The following is a 17432-nucleotide window of genomic DNA, read 5'->3' on the forward strand; positions in this document are numbered from 1 at the left end:
TGACGTCAAGATATTTTATACATCATAACCATGAATGTTTTTCACCGATGGCCCATAGGTAAGACCAACACCTTGAGAACTTTTTGGTCCCTTTGGATAACCGATACCGCTGTAATAGATATAATAGGTGCCATTTTCTACAAAGAAGCTGCTGCGGTAAATACCACGGTTATCCCATGTTTTCTTCTTTTGGGATGGTTTTAAGATCGTGATACATTTCTTAAAATCATGTTCATTTTTAGAAGAAGTATAGTAAAGATTCATTTCTCTGTGCTTATGACCATTAATGAAAGCAACAACGATTATCTCATATCCTTTGTTCGTATGAATGACATCGAGATGCCAGCTGCGAAGATTATTTGATGGATATTTTAACTGAATCTTGCGTGGATTACTCCAATGGAATCCGTCTTTGCTTTCACGGTATAGAATCGGATATTTTCCTTTGCAATTAACGGTCCACATTTTATATCGTCCATTTTCATAGATGATCGATGGACTTAGAATGCGGTCAGTGTGTGCATCAGAAACCAATACATTCTGAGCTTTACTCCAATGGATACCATCAGTTGTTGTGCGTTTCATGATCTTATCGATCTGGGTACGATTATCAACCTGGCGCCAGTAGCATTCTAAAGTATTGATATCCTTTCTATATACAAGATGTGTATCAGAATTATATTGCTTGTCAGGATTTTCAAATGGAGTTAGTGGATCCAGTGCAACAGCTTTTCCTTCTCCTTCAAATGGTTTCCAGTGAATTTTATCATTGGATACGCAGACATGGGGATTTTCTTTTCGCTGGTCAGCACCTGGGTATGGTGTATAAGCCATCCAGTAGCGGTAGCCGTTCCAAGGTTTGTCAAAATTCAAGACTTTTGGGTGAAATGCCTGATCATCACCATAAGAACTGATGATATTAAGTTTTGATCTGCAAAGTTTCCGCTCCCAAGAGGTGTTTGTTTTTGCAGGCTGGTTAAGTTCTGTCTGCGTGTTTTTTGGTGCACAAGAAGAAGTGACGATCAATAAAGTTAAGATCATCACCAGTGCAATGCTTTTGTTCTTTTTTAACATAATCTCCTCCTTATTGTATGCAGCCTTTCAAATCTACGATCAAAAATCAGAAAATTTACATAGATTTTGCAAAGACTGACTACAGTATAACACAAGAAATGACATTATTTTCATAAAAGCATCATAATTAAGGAAAATGAAAGAAAGTTATTGGGAAAGTATGAAAAATAATGATATAATATTACAGAACAATAAAATAAGCGTAAACGAAAGGGGATTCTTCTCATGGACCAGATGAAGTATCTAAAGGAACTGGCAGTGCGTTATCCAAATGTCGCAGCTGCTTCAACGGAGATAATTAATCTTCAGGCAATCTTACATTTGCCAAAAGGAACAGAACATTACCTGTCTGATGTCCACGGAGAATATGAGAAATTCAGTCATATTATAAGAAATGGATCAGGAGCAGTCAGAAGTAAGATAGAGGATGAATTTGGAAATAAACTAACAAAAAAACAAAAGAAAAATCTAGCATCTGTTATCTATTATCCAGAGCAGAAAATGGATTTAATGGAAGAAGAATTACCAAGGAATGAACTGTTAGAGTGGCAGCATGATACGATGGTACGGCTTGTGCATGTTGCAAGAGCGGTTGGAAACAAGTATACAAGATCAAAAGTAAGAAAAGCAATGAATCCTCAATTTGCCTATATTATGGAAGAATTGATGGTGGAACATCGAAGAGCAGATAAGAAAAAATATGTAGAACAGATTCTTGAGACGATCATAACAACAGGAAGGGTCAGACAGTTTATCGCAGCAATGGCACATCTGATTCAGGATCTTTCCATTGACCATTTGCATGTGATCGGTGATATTTATGACAGAGGTTCAGGTCCACACAGGATCATGGATTGTATCATGAAAACGGAGAATGTAGATATTCAGTGGGGAAATCATGATATTTTATGGATGGGAGCTGCATCCGGGCATCGGGCATGTATTTGTAATGTAGTAAGGATCTGTGCAAGATATAATAATCTGGATGTATTGGAAAATGGTTATGGAATTAATCTGATCCCATTGGCAAGATTTGCACTGGAATGTTATAAAGATGACGATTGTGAGCTATTCCATGCATCTGGAGAAGTTGATGAAAGTAACATCCGTGAAGAAGAATTAAATAAGAAGATGCATAAAGCAATCGCCATCATTCAGTTCAAAGTTGAAGGACAATTGATCAAACGGCGTCAGGATTTTTTAATGGACGATCGATTGTTATTAGACAAGGTTGATTATGAAAAAGGAACGATCACATTGGATGGAAAGGAATATGAACTAAAAGACAAGAATTTTCCAACGATCGATCCAGAAGATCCATATAAGCTGACAAAAGAAGAAGAATACGTGATGGATCATCTTGTGACCGTATTTAAATATTGTGCTTATCTTCAGGAACATGTAAGATTTTTGTTTGCGAAAGGAAATTTATATAAAGTATTTAATGGAATGCTTCTGTATCATGGCTGTGTACCGTTGAATGAAGATGGTACCTTCCGTGAGGTAGAGATCGAAGGAAGAAAATATGCGGGAAAAGAACTTTATGATATCTTGGAACATCTGGCAAGACAAGGGTATTATGAAGAGAAGAATATGAAAGCTAGAAAATACGGACAGGATATTATGTGGTTCATCTGGTCTAATGAAAATTCACCTGTTTATGGAAAAGCAAAGATGGCAACGTTTGAAAGGTATTTTCTGGATGATGCAGATCTTAAGAAAGAGAAAAAAGACTATTATTATCAATGGTATGAAAATGAAACAGTGATCAATCAGATCTTAGAAGAGTTTGGTTTAGATCCGGCGACAGGAAAGATCGTCAATGGACATATGCCAGTTGCGGTCAAGAAAGGAGAAAGTCCGATTAAATGTGGTGGTAAACTGTTTGTCATTGATGGAGGATTTTCAAAAGCATATCAGAAGACAACAGGAATTGCGGGATATACACTTGTTTCGAATTCGTATGAATTAAAAATCGTAGCACATGAACCATTTGTATCAAGAGATACAGCAATTCGTGAGGAAACAGATATTCATTCTGACACAACGATTATCAATAAGGTAACAAAACGAAAATGTGTTCTTGATACGGATAATGGAAAAGCATTACAAGAAAAAGTGGCAGATCTTGAACAGTTATTATGGGCTTATCAGAAAGGACTGATTACGGAGCGTATATTATAGCAAGTTGCAATGGTAAGACAATGAAGTGTAAGGTTACTGTAAAATAACAAATTAAGAAGTTGCAGCATAAACTATAAAAAAATCCGAGGTATTCTTATGCCATGCGAAAATGCCGCCCAAAGTGATGACTACTTTGAATTTATTGGAGAATATAGTGGAGTTGTTGACTATGTAAAAGAAGAATTTAACACCGAATGTATCACAGTCATCGATCAAAGATTTGCAATCGCATACGTCCCGAAAAATGGACGGACATCAATCTACGGACAAAACTGCCCATACAACACGATCCCAAGATGTTTTGGCTTGATGGATACACAGATGTTAGAAGATGTTGGAGTTGCACAAGTAAGGAGAAGTACGTTAGAACTTTATGGAAATAGTGTCTTGGTCGGAATGATCGATACAGGAATCGACTATGAACATCAGGCATTCCGCTATGAAGACGGTAGCAGCAAGATTTATTCTCTATGGGATCAGACAATCAAAGGCAATCCAGAAGATACCTTCCTAGGATACGGAACAGAATACACAAAAGAACAGATCGAAGAAGCACTAAGAAGTAAAGTGCCGCAAGAAAAAGTACCATCGAAGGATGAATCCGGACATGGTACTTTTTTAGCAGGATTAATCGCAGGAAATGAGGACAACGAAGCAGGTTTTTCAGGGATTGCCCCAAATGCAGGACTCATTGTTGTCAAGTTAAGAAAGGCAAAAGATTATTTAAAAGAATACTACTGCATTGACCCAAAATACGAAGTATATGCAGAAACAGATATCATGCTGGCAGTCCGCTATATTGATGCGATCGCAGAACAACTGCAAAGACCTGTTGTCATATTTTTAGGAATCGGAACAAGCCTTGCATCCCATCTTGGAACAGGTCCATTAGATCAATATCTGTCAGGCAGAGCTATGCTTCGAGGAGTCGCAGTCGTCACAAGTGCCGGAAATGAAGGGCAGGCAAGACATCACTACAGCGGTCAGGTTTCACAAAATGCATCCAAAGTAGAAGTAAAAGTCGGAGAATCAGAATATGGATTTACGATGGAATTATGGGGATTAGCACCAAACCGATATTATGTGGATATCGAATCACCATCTGGACAGAAAACGGGAAGGATTCAAGGAGGATTAAGCGGACAGAGAGATGTCACATTTTTACTGGAAAGAACAAGGCTGATCGTGGAATATTTTACAGTAGATACATCTGCAGGAGCACCTGTCATCGTTATGAGATTTCAAAATCCAGCCCCCGGGATTTGGAATATCTATGTCAGCGATGATGAAGTTGGAAACAGAGAGTTTGATCTATGGCTTCCAATTACAAATTTTCTAAGTGAAGACACATTTTTTTTAGAATCGACACCATATAATACACTGGTAGCACCATCCAATACAGGATTATTAATGTGTTGCGGAAATTATAATTCTAATACAGGAAGTCTTGCAATCGACAGCAGCAGAGGTTTCCCAAGAAATGCGATCAAACCAGATTTTACAGCACCCGGAGTAGAAATCTTAGGACCACTTCCAAGAAATCGTTATGGAAGAAGATCAGGAACCAGTGTCTCAGGAGCTATCACAGCGGGAATCGCAGCATTGATGTTGGAATGGGGAATTGTACAGAAAAATGATATGCAGATGAATACGACGAGGATTAAGAATTATCTGATCCGCGGTGCAAGAAGAGATCAAGGGAGAATATATCCTAATCGAGAATGGGGATATGGGGAAGTTGATCTTTATGAGACGTTTTTGGGAATACGGTAAAAGAATGAAGATAAGAAAATTGTTTGAAGCAGCAGGAGACAGGATTGAAAATATTACAAGTGTTCAAAATGGAAAAAAGTGATACTTTTGTTAACTATTAATATCGCAGGAAAGAAGGTGTAACATGATAAACTTAAACATTCCAGTAGGAATTTCAGACTAAATCAGGCTTGGTCAGTGAAATTCTAAAAACACCAGCAACGGAAGTTACATTGATCACAAGACCAAGACGTTTTGGAAAAACACTTGGAATGAGTATGTTATACAACTTCTTTGATATAAAAAAAGACAGCAGGAAATTATTTGAAGGTCTGGAGATTTCAAAAAAAGATAATGTATGCAAAGAGTGGATGAACCAGTATCTAGTCATTTTTCTAACATTTAAAAATATTGATGGATTAAACTTCCAAGGAGCATATGATCAGTTAGTATATGAGATTGGAAGTTTATTTGAAGAGCATTCATACTTAACAGATTGTGAACAACTAAGTGAGAATGAACGACAGATGTTTCGAAGATTACAGAATCAGCAAGCCAGTACAGTTGAGATTTCGCGCTCCTTACAATTATTATTGCAGATCATGAATAAATATTATGGAAAAGAATAAACTACTTAGAAAAACAATCAGTTATCACGATTATAAAGAAGATTTCTACCCATTTCTTGCAGGAATTTTTGCAGGAGCAGGATATATGGTGGAATCAAATAAAGAACATGGAGAAGGCAGAAGTGATGTGGTTGTTTATGACTCTATAGATGGAAGAGTTGTGATATTCGAGGCAAAGTATTCGAAGACGATCGATGCAATGGATCAGGATTGTCAGGCAGCGATCAAACAGATCGATCAACGGATGTATGCAAAAGAGTATGAAGACAGCTGTGATGAAGTGATTTGTTATGGGATTTCTTTTTATAAAAAGAGATGTACGATTTTGAAGAAGTAGTTGTAAGGTAGAAAAAATTTAAGTTGTGGAGTTGGCCAACTGTAGATTTTTGTCACATATACGAAAGCCTATCAAATCACAATTTTCAATTTCCGATAATTCGCCCAGCAAAGGAACAAACAACTAAGAAACAATCCTCCAAAATATCCCTTAACCCCATACAAAGGAATGACAAATAAAATAAAACAGATCTGAATCACAAGAGATACACTGTTATGTAGCAGTGTATCTTTCGTTTTTCCAAGTCCATTTAAAATCGTAGATAAGATTGAAGAACAATACAAAAACGGACATAGAAAAGACAATAATCTTAAATATTCCCCGCAAAGTTTATTATGAAAAAAGAAGTTCCCAATCCAAGGAGCTAATACAAAGAATCCGCCCCAAGCCCCAACTCCAAGAATCAAACAAAAAATGATAGGCAGGATCGCACAACGTCTAAGATAAGCAGAATTATTTTCAGCTTTGGCAGCGGAAATCTTAGGTAAGAGCATTAAAGATAAAGCATTTGTGATCGTAGATGGAAACATAATAAAAGGAAGTACCATTCCACTTAAGATTCCATAAATCTCGACACTACGATACCGATTTCCATAAAAGCGATATAACATCATCGGAATCAGAATACTTTGCACACTCTGCAATAAAGTGACAGACAAGCTGTTTAAAGTCAGGGGAATCCCAAGAGATAACAGTTCGTAACATAAAGAACGTTTTGATACAGTCGAACCGGATCCTGCCTTAACATGATCAGATTTTTTATGTAAAAGATAATAGATCACAGTAAAGAAAAATGAAACGATTTCACCGACAGCCATTCCACAAACAGCAAGGAATGCAGCAACTGGCATTTTTTCTATCAAGAATATAGAAAGCAAAAAAATGGAAGAAACCCGAGAAATCTGTTCTAAACACAAAGAAAGCGCGGGGACATAAGAATTTCCGACTCCAAGACAATATCCATGAATACAATTTTTGACACCGACAAAAGGAAGAACAAGGACAGCAAGCCGAAGGCATGGCACGCAGGCAGGTTCATGAAGAAAGACAGCACAGATTTTATCTGCATATACAAAGCAAAAAAAGGAAAAAATAAAACAAAGCACCATTGTCAAAATAATTGTAAGTCGAAGAGTTGTTTTGGCAGCATCAACTATTCCTGCAGCTTTTTTTTCCGCAGTGATCTTAGAAAGTGCAATCTGAAATCCCTGAAAGCAGACCGCAAACCCAAGAAGATATACAGGAAAGATCAACTGATAAATTCCAATCTGATGTGCACCAATCATCCCTGCAAGAAATATTCTATTATAGAATCCAATGAGCCGTGAAAGAAAATTTGAAATTGTTAAGATCACAGTGCCACAGATAAATGGGCTTGCATTTTTCATAAGAGATACCAGCCGTTTTTAATCATTGTATGAAATAAAAAAATAAGATATTCCAAATAATGTTGACATCACAAAGATGCTTTGTTAATATAACAAATGAAATCCGAGTTATATAGTCGGGATTGAGGTGAGAGAATGAAATTATCGACAAAAGGACGCTATGGATTAAGAGCAATGGTAGATATTGCAGTATACAGTCAGGATAGTCCGGTACCGATCAGTGCGATCGCAGAACGGCAGAATATTTCTGTCAGCTACTTAGAGCAATTATTACCAAAACTTAAGAAGGCAGGAATTATCAAAAGTATTCGTGGGGCACAAGGTGGATATATGTTGGATAAAGATCCAAAAGACATTTCCGCAGGAGATATTTTAAGAACTCTGGAAGGAGATCTAACACCGATCGACTGTGCAGCATTTACTGGAGATACATCCACTTGCAGCGGAACAAAGTTCTGTGTAACTAAGACAGTCTGGCAAAGAATCAATGATAGCATCCAGCAGGCGGTTGATTCAATTACCTTACAAGAATTGATGGAAGAATCAATCGAAATACATAATAAATATGATCAAGAAGAAAGGCAGGAATCATAATCATGGAAAAGAAAATCATTTACTTAGATCATGCAGCAACTACAGCAACAAGACCGGAAGTTGTAGATGCAATGCTTCCTTATTTTACAGAAAATTTCTGGAACCCATCCAGTGTATATACACCAGCATTAAATAACCGTAAAGTCATAGATGAATCAAGAGATACGATCGCAAAATCTCTTGGAACAACACCAGAGAACATCTATTTTACAGCAGGTGGTTCTGAATCTGATAACTGGGCATTAAAATGTACAGCAGAAGCTTATGCAAGCAAAGGAAAACATATCATCACAAGTAAGATCGAGCATCATGCGATCCTTCATACATGTGAATATCTTGAAAAAAGAGGATTCGAGATCACATATATCGATGTTGATGAAAACGGAATCTTAAAATTAGATGACCTAAAAGCAGCAATCAGACCAGATACGATCTTAATTTCTGTGATGTTTGCAAACAACGAGATCGGAACGATCCAGCCAATCAAAGAGATCGGTGCGATCGCGAAAGAACATGGAATCATCTTCCATACAGACGCAGTTCAGGCATATGCACAGATTCCAATCAATGTCGATGAATACAACATCGATATGTTAAGTGTCAGCGGACATAAATTCGGTGGACCAAAAGGAATCGGATTCTTATATATCAGAAAAGGATTAAAACTTCGTTCTTTCGTTCATGGTGGAGCTCAGGAAAGAAAGAGACGTGCCGGAACAGAAAATATCACAGGTATCGTAGGACTTGCAAAAGCAGTCGAGATCGCATTTGCAACAATGGATGAAAGAATCAAGAAAGAAACAGAAGTTCGTGACTATGCGATCAAGAGAATCTTAGCAGAAGTTCCATACTGCAGATTAAATGGAGATGCAGTGAAGAGAGTACCAAATAATATCAACATCAGTTTCCAGTTTATCGAAGGTGAATCCTTACTGATCATGCTTGATATGGCAGGAATCTGTGCATCTAGTGGATCAGCATGTACATCTGGATCCTTAGATCCATCTCATGTATTGTTAGCTATCGGACTGCCTCATGAGATCGCTCATGGATCACTTCGTATGACAATCGGAGAAGAAACAACAAAAGAAGATATGGACTATGTTGTTGATAAGATCAAAGAAATCGTGACAAAATTAAGAAAGATGTCACCATTATACGAAGATTTCGTAAAGAAAAATAACTAGAAAATTATAGATAGATAAATCAGGAGGAATCACAATGTACAGTGAGAAAGTAATGGATCATTTTCAGCATCCAAGAAACGTAGGAGAAATTGAAAACGCCAGTGGTGTTGGAACAGTTGGTAACGCAAAATGTGGAGATATCATGAGAATCTACTTAGATATCGATGATAATGGAATCATTCAGGATGTCAAATTCAAGACATTTGGATGTGGAGCAGCTGTTGCAACAAGCAGTATGGCAACAGAATTAGTAAAAGGAAAGAACATCCAGCAGGCATTAGAAGTAACAAACAAAGCTGTTATGGAAGCATTAGACGGACTTCCACCAGTGAAAGTTCACTGTTCTTTACTTGCAGAAGAAGCAATTCACGCAGCATTATGGGATTATGCTGAGAAAAATGGTATCAAGATCGAAGGATTAGAAAAACCTAAAACAGATATCAGTGAAGGTGAAGAAGAAGAGGAATACTAGGAGGCAGCTGTGAAAGAAAAAGTCGTGGTTGGAATGTCAGGAGGTGTTGACTCATCTGTTGCGGCATATCTCTTAAAGAAGCAGGGATATGACGTGATCGGTGTGACAATGCAGATCTGGCAGGAAGAAGATGAGTTTGTTCAGGAGGAGAATGGCGGATGCTGTGGATTATCAGCGGTTGATGACGCAAGACGTGTTGCCCAGGCAATTGGAATCCCACATTATGTTATGAACTTCAGAAAAGACTTCAAAGATAAAGTCATTGACTATTTCTGTGAAGAATATTTAAATGCAAGAACTCCAAATCCATGTATCGCATGTAACCGTTATGTAAAATGGGAGTCCTTGTTAAAGCGTTGCTTAGATATTGGAGCAGACTATATTGCAACCGGACATTATTCACAGATCACAAAGCTTGATAACGGACGTTACGCATTAAAATGTTCTAAGACACAGAAGAAAGATCAGACCTATGCCCTGTATAATCTGACTCAGAATCAGCTTTCCAAAACACTCATGCCAATCGGGGCATATACCAAAGATGAAGTCAGAGCGATCGCAGAAGAGATCGGACTTTTAGTAGCTAAGAAGCCTGATAGTCAGGATATCTGCTTTGTAGATGATAACTATGGTGAATTTATTGAAGAGACAACTGGAACAAAGATTCCAAAAGGAAATTTTGTAGATCCAGAAGGCAATGTCTTAGGACAGCACAAAGGAATCATCTACTATACTGTAGGACAGAGAAGAGGTTTGGGACTATCCTTGAAGAAACCAGGATATGTCATTAAAGTAGATAAAGATACGAATGAGGTCGTCGTCGGAGACAAGCAGGATTTATTTGCCAATGTTTTATATGGAAATAAAGTTAACTGTATGTCTGTACCAGCATTTGAAGATGGTATGAGACTGATGGCGAAGATCCGTTATAATAGTCCGGAAGTTCCTTGCAGAGTTTATATGACAGGGGAAGATGAAGTGAGAGTTGTCTTTGACGACCCACAAAGAGCGATCACACCGGGACAGGCCGTTGTATTCTATGATGGAGATATTGTTGCAGGAGGAGCTACGATCCTTCGTGCGGCAAATGAATAAATAAAAAAACAAGGAAGTTTTTATATCTCAAAAAAGGTATAAAAACTTCCTTGTTTTCTATATTTTTCTATTTCAAATAAAAAAATCATGTTATAATGAAAAAAGTAGTTCATGATGATAAGGGGGGAATGATATTATGAAAAAAGGGTTTCTGGCCGCACTGATGGCATGCATGATGATCACATCATTATTGACAGCATGTGGCAGTTTAAAGAAAGATGAGGCAAAGACGGTCAAGCTAGACCCAGATAATCCAGTGACGTTAAAAGTCTGGCATTATTATAATGGAAACCAGCAGGCAACATTTGACAAACTGCTAGAGAAATTTAATTCAACCGTTGGAAAAGAACAAGGAATTTATGTTGAAGGCTATGGACACGGATCAGTTGCAGATCTTGATAAGGCATTGACAAGTTCGGTAAACGAAGAAGTAGGTGCAGAAGATATGCCAGATATTTTTTCAACTTATGCAGATACGGCATATTCCATCCAGAAAAAGGGAAAATTAGCAGATCTATCACCATATTTTACGAAGAAAGAACTTTCAAAATATATAGATTCCTACATCAAAGAAGGATATTTAAATAACGATAAAAAGCTGTATTTACTTCCAGTTGCTAAATCAACGGAAGCAATGCTTTTAAATACGACAGACTGGGAACCATTTGCCAAGGCAATGAAAGTGACAACGGATGACCTGAAGACAACAGAGGGAATCACAAAAGTAGCAAAGAAATACTATGAATGGACAGATGCAAAGACACCGAATACACCAAATGATGGAAAAGCATTCTATGGAAGAGATTCCATGTCAAATTATTTTGTGATCGGAATGAAGCAGATGGGTCAGGAATTATTTAGAGTCAAAGATGGAAAAGTAACAGTGAATGTAGATAAAAACTCCATAAAACGTTTATGGGAAAACTATTATGTACCATATGTGAGTGGCTATTTTGCATCTTACGGAAGATTCAGATCTGACGATGTGAAGACAGGAAATATTATTGCATATACAGGTTCTACGTCTTCTGCATTTTATTTCCCGGATAAGGTAGAAGAAGATAAGGGTTCTCATAAGATTGATTATAAAGTATTAGAAGCACCGATCATGAAAGGTGGAAAAAATTATAAAGTGCAGCAGGGTGCTGGAATGGCAGTGACGAAATCAGATGATAAACACGAATATGCAGCGACTGTATTTTTAAAATGGTTTTCAAAGAAAAAACAAAACCTTGAATTTGTTTGTGAATCTTCTTATCTGCCAGTTTTGAAAGAAGCCAACAATATGAAGAGTGTGGATCAGATGATCAAAGATAAGAAGATCAAAGTAGATGATAAAACCTACGATTGTCTGAAGAACACATTGGATAATTTTGATAAAACAAAATTTTACACAACAAAGACATTCAAGAATGGATATAGTATGCGAAAAGTCTTGGACTATAATTTATCCGATCAGGCAACTGCGGATAAAGCTGCCATTGATAAAGCGATCAAGGCAGGTGCATCCAGAGAAAGTGTGTTAAAGCAATACACATCAGATAAGAATTTTGAAACATGGTATCAGGGATTTTGCAGTGCACTTGAGAAAGCACAGGAAGCAAAGGAAACGAAATGAAAGTTTCGTAGTAACAGGGGAGACAGAGCGTGAAAAAGAAGAGATCATTATTGCAGATCATGTTAATACCGATGCTTGTGATCATATTGATCCAGGGGAGTATACCGTTTTTGACACTTGTACTGAGCGGGATCAAGAAGAGTCTGGAAGATAATACGATACAGATGGATACGCATATGATAGAGAAAAACCAGTTGATCCTGCAAAATGATATGAATGAGAAATGGCGTACGATCTACAAAGAGAGTGATGGGCTTTCACTGAATCTCGAGAATTTATTAAAAAGTGATCATAAAACGATAAAGCAGTTTTTGAAATCAAAAGAATTACAGGGGCAGTATCTGGAAAAGGTATTCCCACAGCTTTTGAGTACACTACAGTATAATACAACATCTGGTGTTTTCCTAGTACTGGCGAATGACCAGGATATTTCAAAAGAAGCAGATTATCAAGGAGTTTTTGTAAGAGATTCTAATCCACAGTCTAAGACAGTTTCGAATACAGATTTACTAATGGAACGTGGCAGTAAGAAGCTGTCTCATAATGAGAAGATTTCCTTAGATAGTCCGTGGGTAACCAATTTCCATTTTTGTGGAAATGGACAGCGAAGTGCCGATGATTTTTATTATCAGCCATACATAGCGGCACAGAAATATAAAGACAGTAAGATGGTCGATCTTGGCTATTGGGCTAAGCCATTTATCTTGGAAGACAGTTATTTGGATGATCATAAGATGATCACTTATTCTGTACCTTTGAAGTATGATGGAGAAATCTATGGAGTTTTGGGAGTGGAGATTTCCTTGGATTTTTTAAACAGTTACTATTCTGTACATGATCTTGATACTTCAAGAAATGCAGGATATGCATTGACGATCGATCAGTCGGATGATTCTGATAAAACTTATGAGATCATCAGTGGAAAAGGAACACTTTATGATGCAGCAGCAAGAGTTGGAAAGACTTTAAAATTACAACAACAAACAGGAAAAGAATTATATAAAGTGAAGGATGCTTTTGTTGGAACGCAAAGAATCTATGCGATCACAAAACCTCTAAAATTATATAGTAATAATGTACCATATGAGGATACGAAGTGGACATTGTGTGGATTTGTTACAGAGGATTCTATCTATGGACTTGGGAATCAGGTATATATGTGGATCATTGCAACAATCATAGGAAGTACATTATGTGCAGTTATCCTTTTATATATTTTGATACGTTATGTGACAAAACCAGTATATACGCTTGCTGAAAGTGTAAGAGGCGGGGTTAAGAAAATTCATCAGTATGGATCATCATCGATCAAAGAAATCAATGAACTTCATGAAGTGATCGAAACATTGACAGATGCACAGCAAGAAGCAGAAGATAGGCTGTTGGAAGAAAAAGAACGTTATAAGATTGCAGTAGAGACATCCAATGATTTGTTCTTTACTTATCGTAAGAAGGATAAGATCCTTGAAATTGTAAACAGCAAAGAATTTGATGGAGTCTGGAAATGCAAAGACCATCCAGAATATTTAAGAAACGAGTGTATCCATCCGGAAGACCGCAAGAAAGTATTTGACATTTTTAAGACAGACGAGAAGAAATTGAATATTGAATGCCGTTTAAGAGAGAATGTTCATAAAGACTATAAATGGGTAAATCTGACGGGAAGTGTGATGAAGGATGAGAATGGAGAATATGATCGTGTGGTTGCCTGTGTACATGACATTCAGCAGCACAAGATGTTAGAAGAAGCACAGAAAAATAAACAGATTCTTGATTCTACAACTAAGTTTTACCGTTTGGAACATGGAATTAATGAAATCATGTTACGAATGAAACAGGTTCATAAGTCAGTATTCACAGAACTTGAGATTGATCAGTTTACAAAATTAAACCAAAAATATGGTCTGGTATTTGGAGACCTGATACTGGAACATTTAGCAAAGATCATTCGTAGAGAATGTATAGAGCAGAAGATCAACGATGCTATTTTTATTCGTGGAAATGCAGGAAAGATTGTAATCTGGATTCCACACAAAAGTGTAGATGATATGAAACAACTTCTTGATCTGATCAGAGAAGATTTTGAAAATATGATTCATAAAGATTATCAGGAATTAAGCTTTAAGGCAGGAATATCTATGATATCAAAGGATGATGATATATGGGAAATGCTAAAACAGACAGAAAAAGCTTTACAGCTAGCAAAAAGCAAGCAGATGAAAGAACTTTGTTATGAAGAATTATCCAAAGAAGAACAGATCATTCCTAAAGATATGAAGATTGAAGAACGCCCAATTTTTGAAAAGCTAAAAGAAATGAGTCTGTCATCATTGGCATTAAATTTATTTGATCGTAGTAGTGATATGAAGGTTGCAATGGATGTACTTGCTCTGAAACTTCAGGAAGTTTGTCATCTTAAAAATCTTGAGATCATAAACTTTAGCAAAGAATATCTGGTAAATAGCTATTCCTATCAGTGGAAACAGGAAGATACACAAAAATGGAGCGGAATCGTACATTGTAATGCAACACAATATGCAGATTTCATAAAAAATAACATTAAGCAAAAGATTCTTCCAATCACACAAAAGCTGCGTCAGGAACCATTACTGAAAGACTTTGTCAAAGAACAAGATGGTATGATCTTCCATATGCTTGATGATGGAGAATATTCTGGAAGTGTATTATTTATTGGAGTAGAGCGTCAATATATTTATGAGGAGAAAGAGCAGAAACAGTTAGAAGAGATTAGTGCGATCATCCAAAACCGAATGAACCTGCAACGTCACAATCTCCTGGCTCAGGCAAAATCTGATTTCCTTGCACGAATGTCACATGAAATCAGGACACCAATGAATGGTATTATCGGTATGACGGAGATTGCTTTAAGAGAAGATCAAGGGGAAGCAAGAAGAATGGATTGTTTAAGAAAGATTCAGAGTTCTTCTACATATCTGCTTGGCATTTTGAATGATATTCTTGATATGAGCAAGATTGAAAGTGGGAAGATGCAGCTTGTAAAAAAGAAATATTCATTGAATCAAGTGATCGAAGATCTAAGCGTTGTGATGGAATCAAAGATAAAGCAAAAGAAGCTACATTTTGTAAAACAGATTGAACTGATTCACCATACATTCATATGCGATGAACTAAGACTTAATCAGATTCTTGTGAATCTCTTAAGTAATTCGGTCAAATATTGTGATGAAGCTGGATATATCTCACTGATCGTGAAAGAAACAGCTATGGATGAGAAACATTCTGATGTTTATTTTGCGGTGCAGGATAATGGATGAGGAATTGCAAAAGATAAGCAGGAGATCATTTTCAAACGTTTTGAGCAGGCCGATAATTCTGATCTCGCAAGAAGACAAGGAACAGGACTGGGACTTGCAATCAGTAATCGTTTAGTTCATATGATGGATTCAGAGATTGAACTTCAAAGTGAGTTAGGAAAAGGAAGTATCTTTGGATTTCATGTGACACTGGAACTTGCACAAGATCAGGAAGAGGTAAAGAAAGCAGAGGATCATCCATTAAATGTGGAAGGAAAGAGAATTTTGATCGCAGAAGATAATGAGCTGAATATGGAAATCATTACAACGATACTAAAGGACTATAAAGTGATCGTGGAATCTGTTTATAATGGACAAGAAGCATTGGATAAGATCAAAGCAAGTGCTCCAGGATATTATGATCTTATTTTTATGGATATCATGATGCCAGTGATGGATGGGCTTGAGGCAACCAAAGAGATTCGAAGACTTTCAAGAAGAGATTGTCAGGAGATTCCAATCATAGCAATGAGTGCGAATGCATTTGATGAAGATGTGAAAAAGTCTCTTGCAAGTGGGATGAATGGACATTTATCTAAACCGATCGATCTTGCTAAGTTGGAAGAGGTTTTATTGTTAATATCTTCTTAGTCTTTATAGATATCAGATGAGTATATGCGTATTTTATTTCATACTTTCTTCTAAAAAAAAGGTATGTTACAATACTATGAGTTGTATATTAACAAATAACAGGAGAAAGAGGTAGTATGCTAAATTTTATCAGAGGATTTTGTATGGCATTAGCTGACAGCGTTCCGGGTGTATCTGGTGGAACGGTTGCGTTCTTACTTGGATTTTATGACAAGTTTATCACATCACTCGATCATTTGATGTCAGGAACAAAAGAAGAAAGAATCGAAGCAATCAAGTTTTTAATAAGAATTGGAATTGGATGGGTAATCGGAATGGGGGCAGCGGTTTCTGTTCTGGCTAGTATTTTTGATGATAAGATCTATGAGATCAGTTCCTTATTCTTAGGACTTATCATCTTTGCGATTCCAATGATCTGTAAAGAAGAGAGGGATTCCTTAAAAGGGAAATATCAGAATATCATTTTTGTAGTGATCGGAGTTGTATTAGTTGCAGCGATCACATATTTTAATCCGGTATCTGGAAAAGGTATCAGTGTCAGTGTAGAACATTTAAATGTTACACTTGGTATTTACATCTTTGCGGTAGCAATGGTAGCAATTTCAGCAATGGTGCTTCCTGGGATTTCAGGATCAACTATGCTTTTGATCTTTGGATTATACATTCCAGTGATCACTGCTGTTAAAGAAGTAATGCATCTAAATCTGTCTTACTTTCCAGTTGTTGTGATCTTCGGACTTGGAGTCTTAACAGGGATCGCACTTGTCATTAAATTGATCAAGAGAGCTTTGGAAAATCATCGTTCAGCAATGATTTATTTTGTCATTGGAATGATGATCGGGTCTTTATATGCAATCGTTATGGGACCAACAACACTGGAGAATACGAAGGCAGCAATGACACTTCATACGTTCCATCCGGTATTCTTTATTATCGGTATTGCAATCGTTTTTGGACTTGAGAAGATCAAAGCAATTTCTGAATAATCCAATGAATTTAATAAAATACGAGAGTATAATAAAGGAGTTTTGCAGAATTTTATCTGTAAAGCTCCTTTTTTGCATATGTTATGTATGTCGTAAAATTACGATTGTAAATTCATAACAAACATTCACAGTTTTGACATAATCCTATGATAGAATAAAATCAACAAAATGAGAAAAGCTGTTTTTTACT

The 17432-nt window shown here is 36.8% G+C and carries 14 protein-coding genes; 12 read left to right on the forward strand and 2 right to left on the reverse strand.

The features are described 5' to 3' along the window. Positions 1-15: 15 nt before the first annotated feature. On the reverse strand, positions 16-1074 hold the full coding sequence (locus OCV53_RS06450) for a glycoside hydrolase family protein (RefSeq protein ID WP_022375433.1): 1059 nt from the start codon (positions 1072-1074) through the stop codon (positions 16-18). A 225-nt stretch (positions 1075-1299) separates the two neighbouring features. Here OCV53_RS06450 and OCV53_RS06455 point away from each other — a divergent pair, with 225 nt between their 5' ends. The 4 genes from OCV53_RS06455 to OCV53_RS12250 all read left to right on the forward strand — a co-directional run bounded on the left by OCV53_RS06455 (position 1300) and on the right by OCV53_RS12250 (position 5976). Further along, on the forward strand, positions 1300-3258 hold the full coding sequence (locus OCV53_RS06455) for a fructose-bisphosphatase class III (protein ID WP_055197228.1): 1959 nt from the start codon (positions 1300-1302) through the stop codon (positions 3256-3258). 96 nt (positions 3259-3354) lie between these two features. Next, positions 3355-5031 carry a S8 family peptidase gene (locus OCV53_RS06460; RefSeq protein ID WP_055197230.1) on the forward strand — a complete coding sequence of 559 codons (1677 nt, stop codon included), beginning with the start codon at positions 3355-3357 and terminating at the stop codon, positions 5029-5031. 170 nt (positions 5032-5201) lie between these two features. Then, on the forward strand, positions 5202-5639 hold the full coding sequence (locus OCV53_RS12245; protein WP_055197232.1) for an AAA family ATPase: 438 nt from the start codon (positions 5202-5204) through the stop codon (positions 5637-5639). Then, positions 5626-5976, forward strand: coding sequence for a PD-(D/E)XK nuclease domain-containing protein (locus tag OCV53_RS12250; RefSeq protein WP_055197234.1), 351 nt, complete (start codon positions 5626-5628; stop codon positions 5974-5976). The genes OCV53_RS12245 and OCV53_RS12250 overlap by 14 nt, the downstream gene beginning before the upstream one ends. Before the next feature lie 71 nt (positions 5977-6047). On the opposite strand, the gene OCV53_RS06470 is transcribed toward OCV53_RS12250, so the two are convergent. Then, the gene (locus OCV53_RS06470; protein ID WP_055197236.1) at positions 6048-7364 is read right to left on the reverse strand and encodes a polysaccharide biosynthesis protein; all 1317 of its coding nucleotides are present in this window, start codon (positions 7362-7364) and stop codon (positions 6048-6050) included. 135 nt (positions 7365-7499) lie between these two features. On the opposite strand from OCV53_RS06470, the gene OCV53_RS06475 reads away from it, so the two are divergent. From OCV53_RS06475 to OCV53_RS06510, 8 genes are all read left to right on the forward strand, one after another. Then, the gene (locus OCV53_RS06475) at positions 7500-7958 is read left to right on the forward strand and encodes an RrF2 family transcriptional regulator (protein ID WP_022375440.1); all 459 of its coding nucleotides are present in this window, start codon (positions 7500-7502) and stop codon (positions 7956-7958) included. 2 nt (positions 7959-7960) lie between these two features. Then, positions 7961-9145, forward strand: coding sequence for a cysteine desulfurase NifS (gene nifS, locus OCV53_RS06480; RefSeq protein WP_055197238.1), 1185 nt, complete (start codon positions 7961-7963; stop codon positions 9143-9145). A gap of 34 nt (positions 9146-9179) precedes the next feature. Further along, the gene (gene nifU, locus OCV53_RS06485; RefSeq protein ID WP_008391662.1) at positions 9180-9617 is read left to right on the forward strand and encodes a Fe-S cluster assembly scaffold protein NifU; all 438 of its coding nucleotides are present in this window, start codon (positions 9180-9182) and stop codon (positions 9615-9617) included. A gap of 9 nt (positions 9618-9626) precedes the next feature. Continuing rightward, on the forward strand, positions 9627-10712 hold the full coding sequence (gene mnmA, locus OCV53_RS06490) for a tRNA 2-thiouridine(34) synthase MnmA (protein WP_081020042.1): 1086 nt from the start codon (positions 9627-9629) through the stop codon (positions 10710-10712). A 136-nt stretch (positions 10713-10848) separates the two neighbouring features. Continuing rightward, positions 10849-12330, forward strand: coding sequence for an extracellular solute-binding protein (locus OCV53_RS06495; protein WP_022375240.1), 1482 nt, complete (start codon positions 10849-10851; stop codon positions 12328-12330). A gap of 29 nt (positions 12331-12359) precedes the next feature. Continuing rightward, positions 12360-15626 (forward strand): histidine kinase dimerization/phospho-acceptor domain-containing protein, encoded by a 3267-nt coding sequence (locus OCV53_RS06500; RefSeq protein WP_148368932.1) that lies wholly within the window; start codon positions 12360-12362, stop codon positions 15624-15626. Positions 15627-15629: 3 nt separating this feature from the next. Next, the gene (locus OCV53_RS06505; protein WP_148368934.1) at positions 15630-16256 is read left to right on the forward strand and encodes an ATP-binding response regulator; all 627 of its coding nucleotides are present in this window, start codon (positions 15630-15632) and stop codon (positions 16254-16256) included. A 116-nt stretch (positions 16257-16372) separates the two neighbouring features. After that, positions 16373-17242 (forward strand): DUF368 domain-containing protein, encoded by an 870-nt coding sequence (locus tag OCV53_RS06510; RefSeq protein ID WP_055197240.1) that lies wholly within the window; start codon positions 16373-16375, stop codon positions 17240-17242. Positions 17243-17432: the final 190 nt, after the last annotated feature.

This window comes from Anaerostipes amylophilus (assembly GCF_025567365.1).
GTDB lineage: Bacteria > Bacillota > Clostridia > Lachnospirales > Lachnospiraceae > Anaerostipes > Anaerostipes amylophilus.

What these genes read in the sequence shown, in the direction of transcription:
- nifS (WP_055197238.1), top strand. Translation starts at nt 7,961, where the DNA reads ATGGAAAAGAAAATCATTTACTTAGATCATGCAGCAACTACAGCAACA.
- OCV53_RS06495 (WP_022375240.1), top strand. Translation starts at nt 10,849, where the DNA reads ATGAAAAAAGGGTTTCTGGCCGCACTGATGGCATGCATGATGATCACA.
- OCV53_RS06455 (WP_055197228.1), top strand. Translation starts at nt 1,300, where the DNA reads ATGGACCAGATGAAGTATCTAAAGGAACTGGCAGTGCGTTATCCAAAT.
- OCV53_RS06470 (WP_055197236.1), bottom strand. Translation starts at nt 7,364, where the DNA reads ATGAAAAATGCAAGCCCATTTATCTGTGGCACTGTGATCTTAACAATT.
- OCV53_RS12250 (WP_055197234.1), top strand. Translation starts at nt 5,626, where the DNA reads ATGGAAAAGAATAAACTACTTAGAAAAACAATCAGTTATCACGATTAT.
- OCV53_RS06475 (WP_022375440.1), top strand. Translation starts at nt 7,500, where the DNA reads ATGAAATTATCGACAAAAGGACGCTATGGATTAAGAGCAATGGTAGAT.
- OCV53_RS06450 (WP_022375433.1), bottom strand. Translation starts at nt 1,074, where the DNA reads ATGTTAAAAAAGAACAAAAGCATTGCACTGGTGATGATCTTAACTTTA.
- OCV53_RS06460 (WP_055197230.1), top strand. Translation starts at nt 3,355, where the DNA reads ATGCCATGCGAAAATGCCGCCCAAAGTGATGACTACTTTGAATTTATT.
- OCV53_RS06510 (WP_055197240.1), top strand. Translation starts at nt 16,373, where the DNA reads ATGCTAAATTTTATCAGAGGATTTTGTATGGCATTAGCTGACAGCGTT.
- nifU (WP_008391662.1), top strand. Translation starts at nt 9,180, where the DNA reads ATGTACAGTGAGAAAGTAATGGATCATTTTCAGCATCCAAGAAACGTA.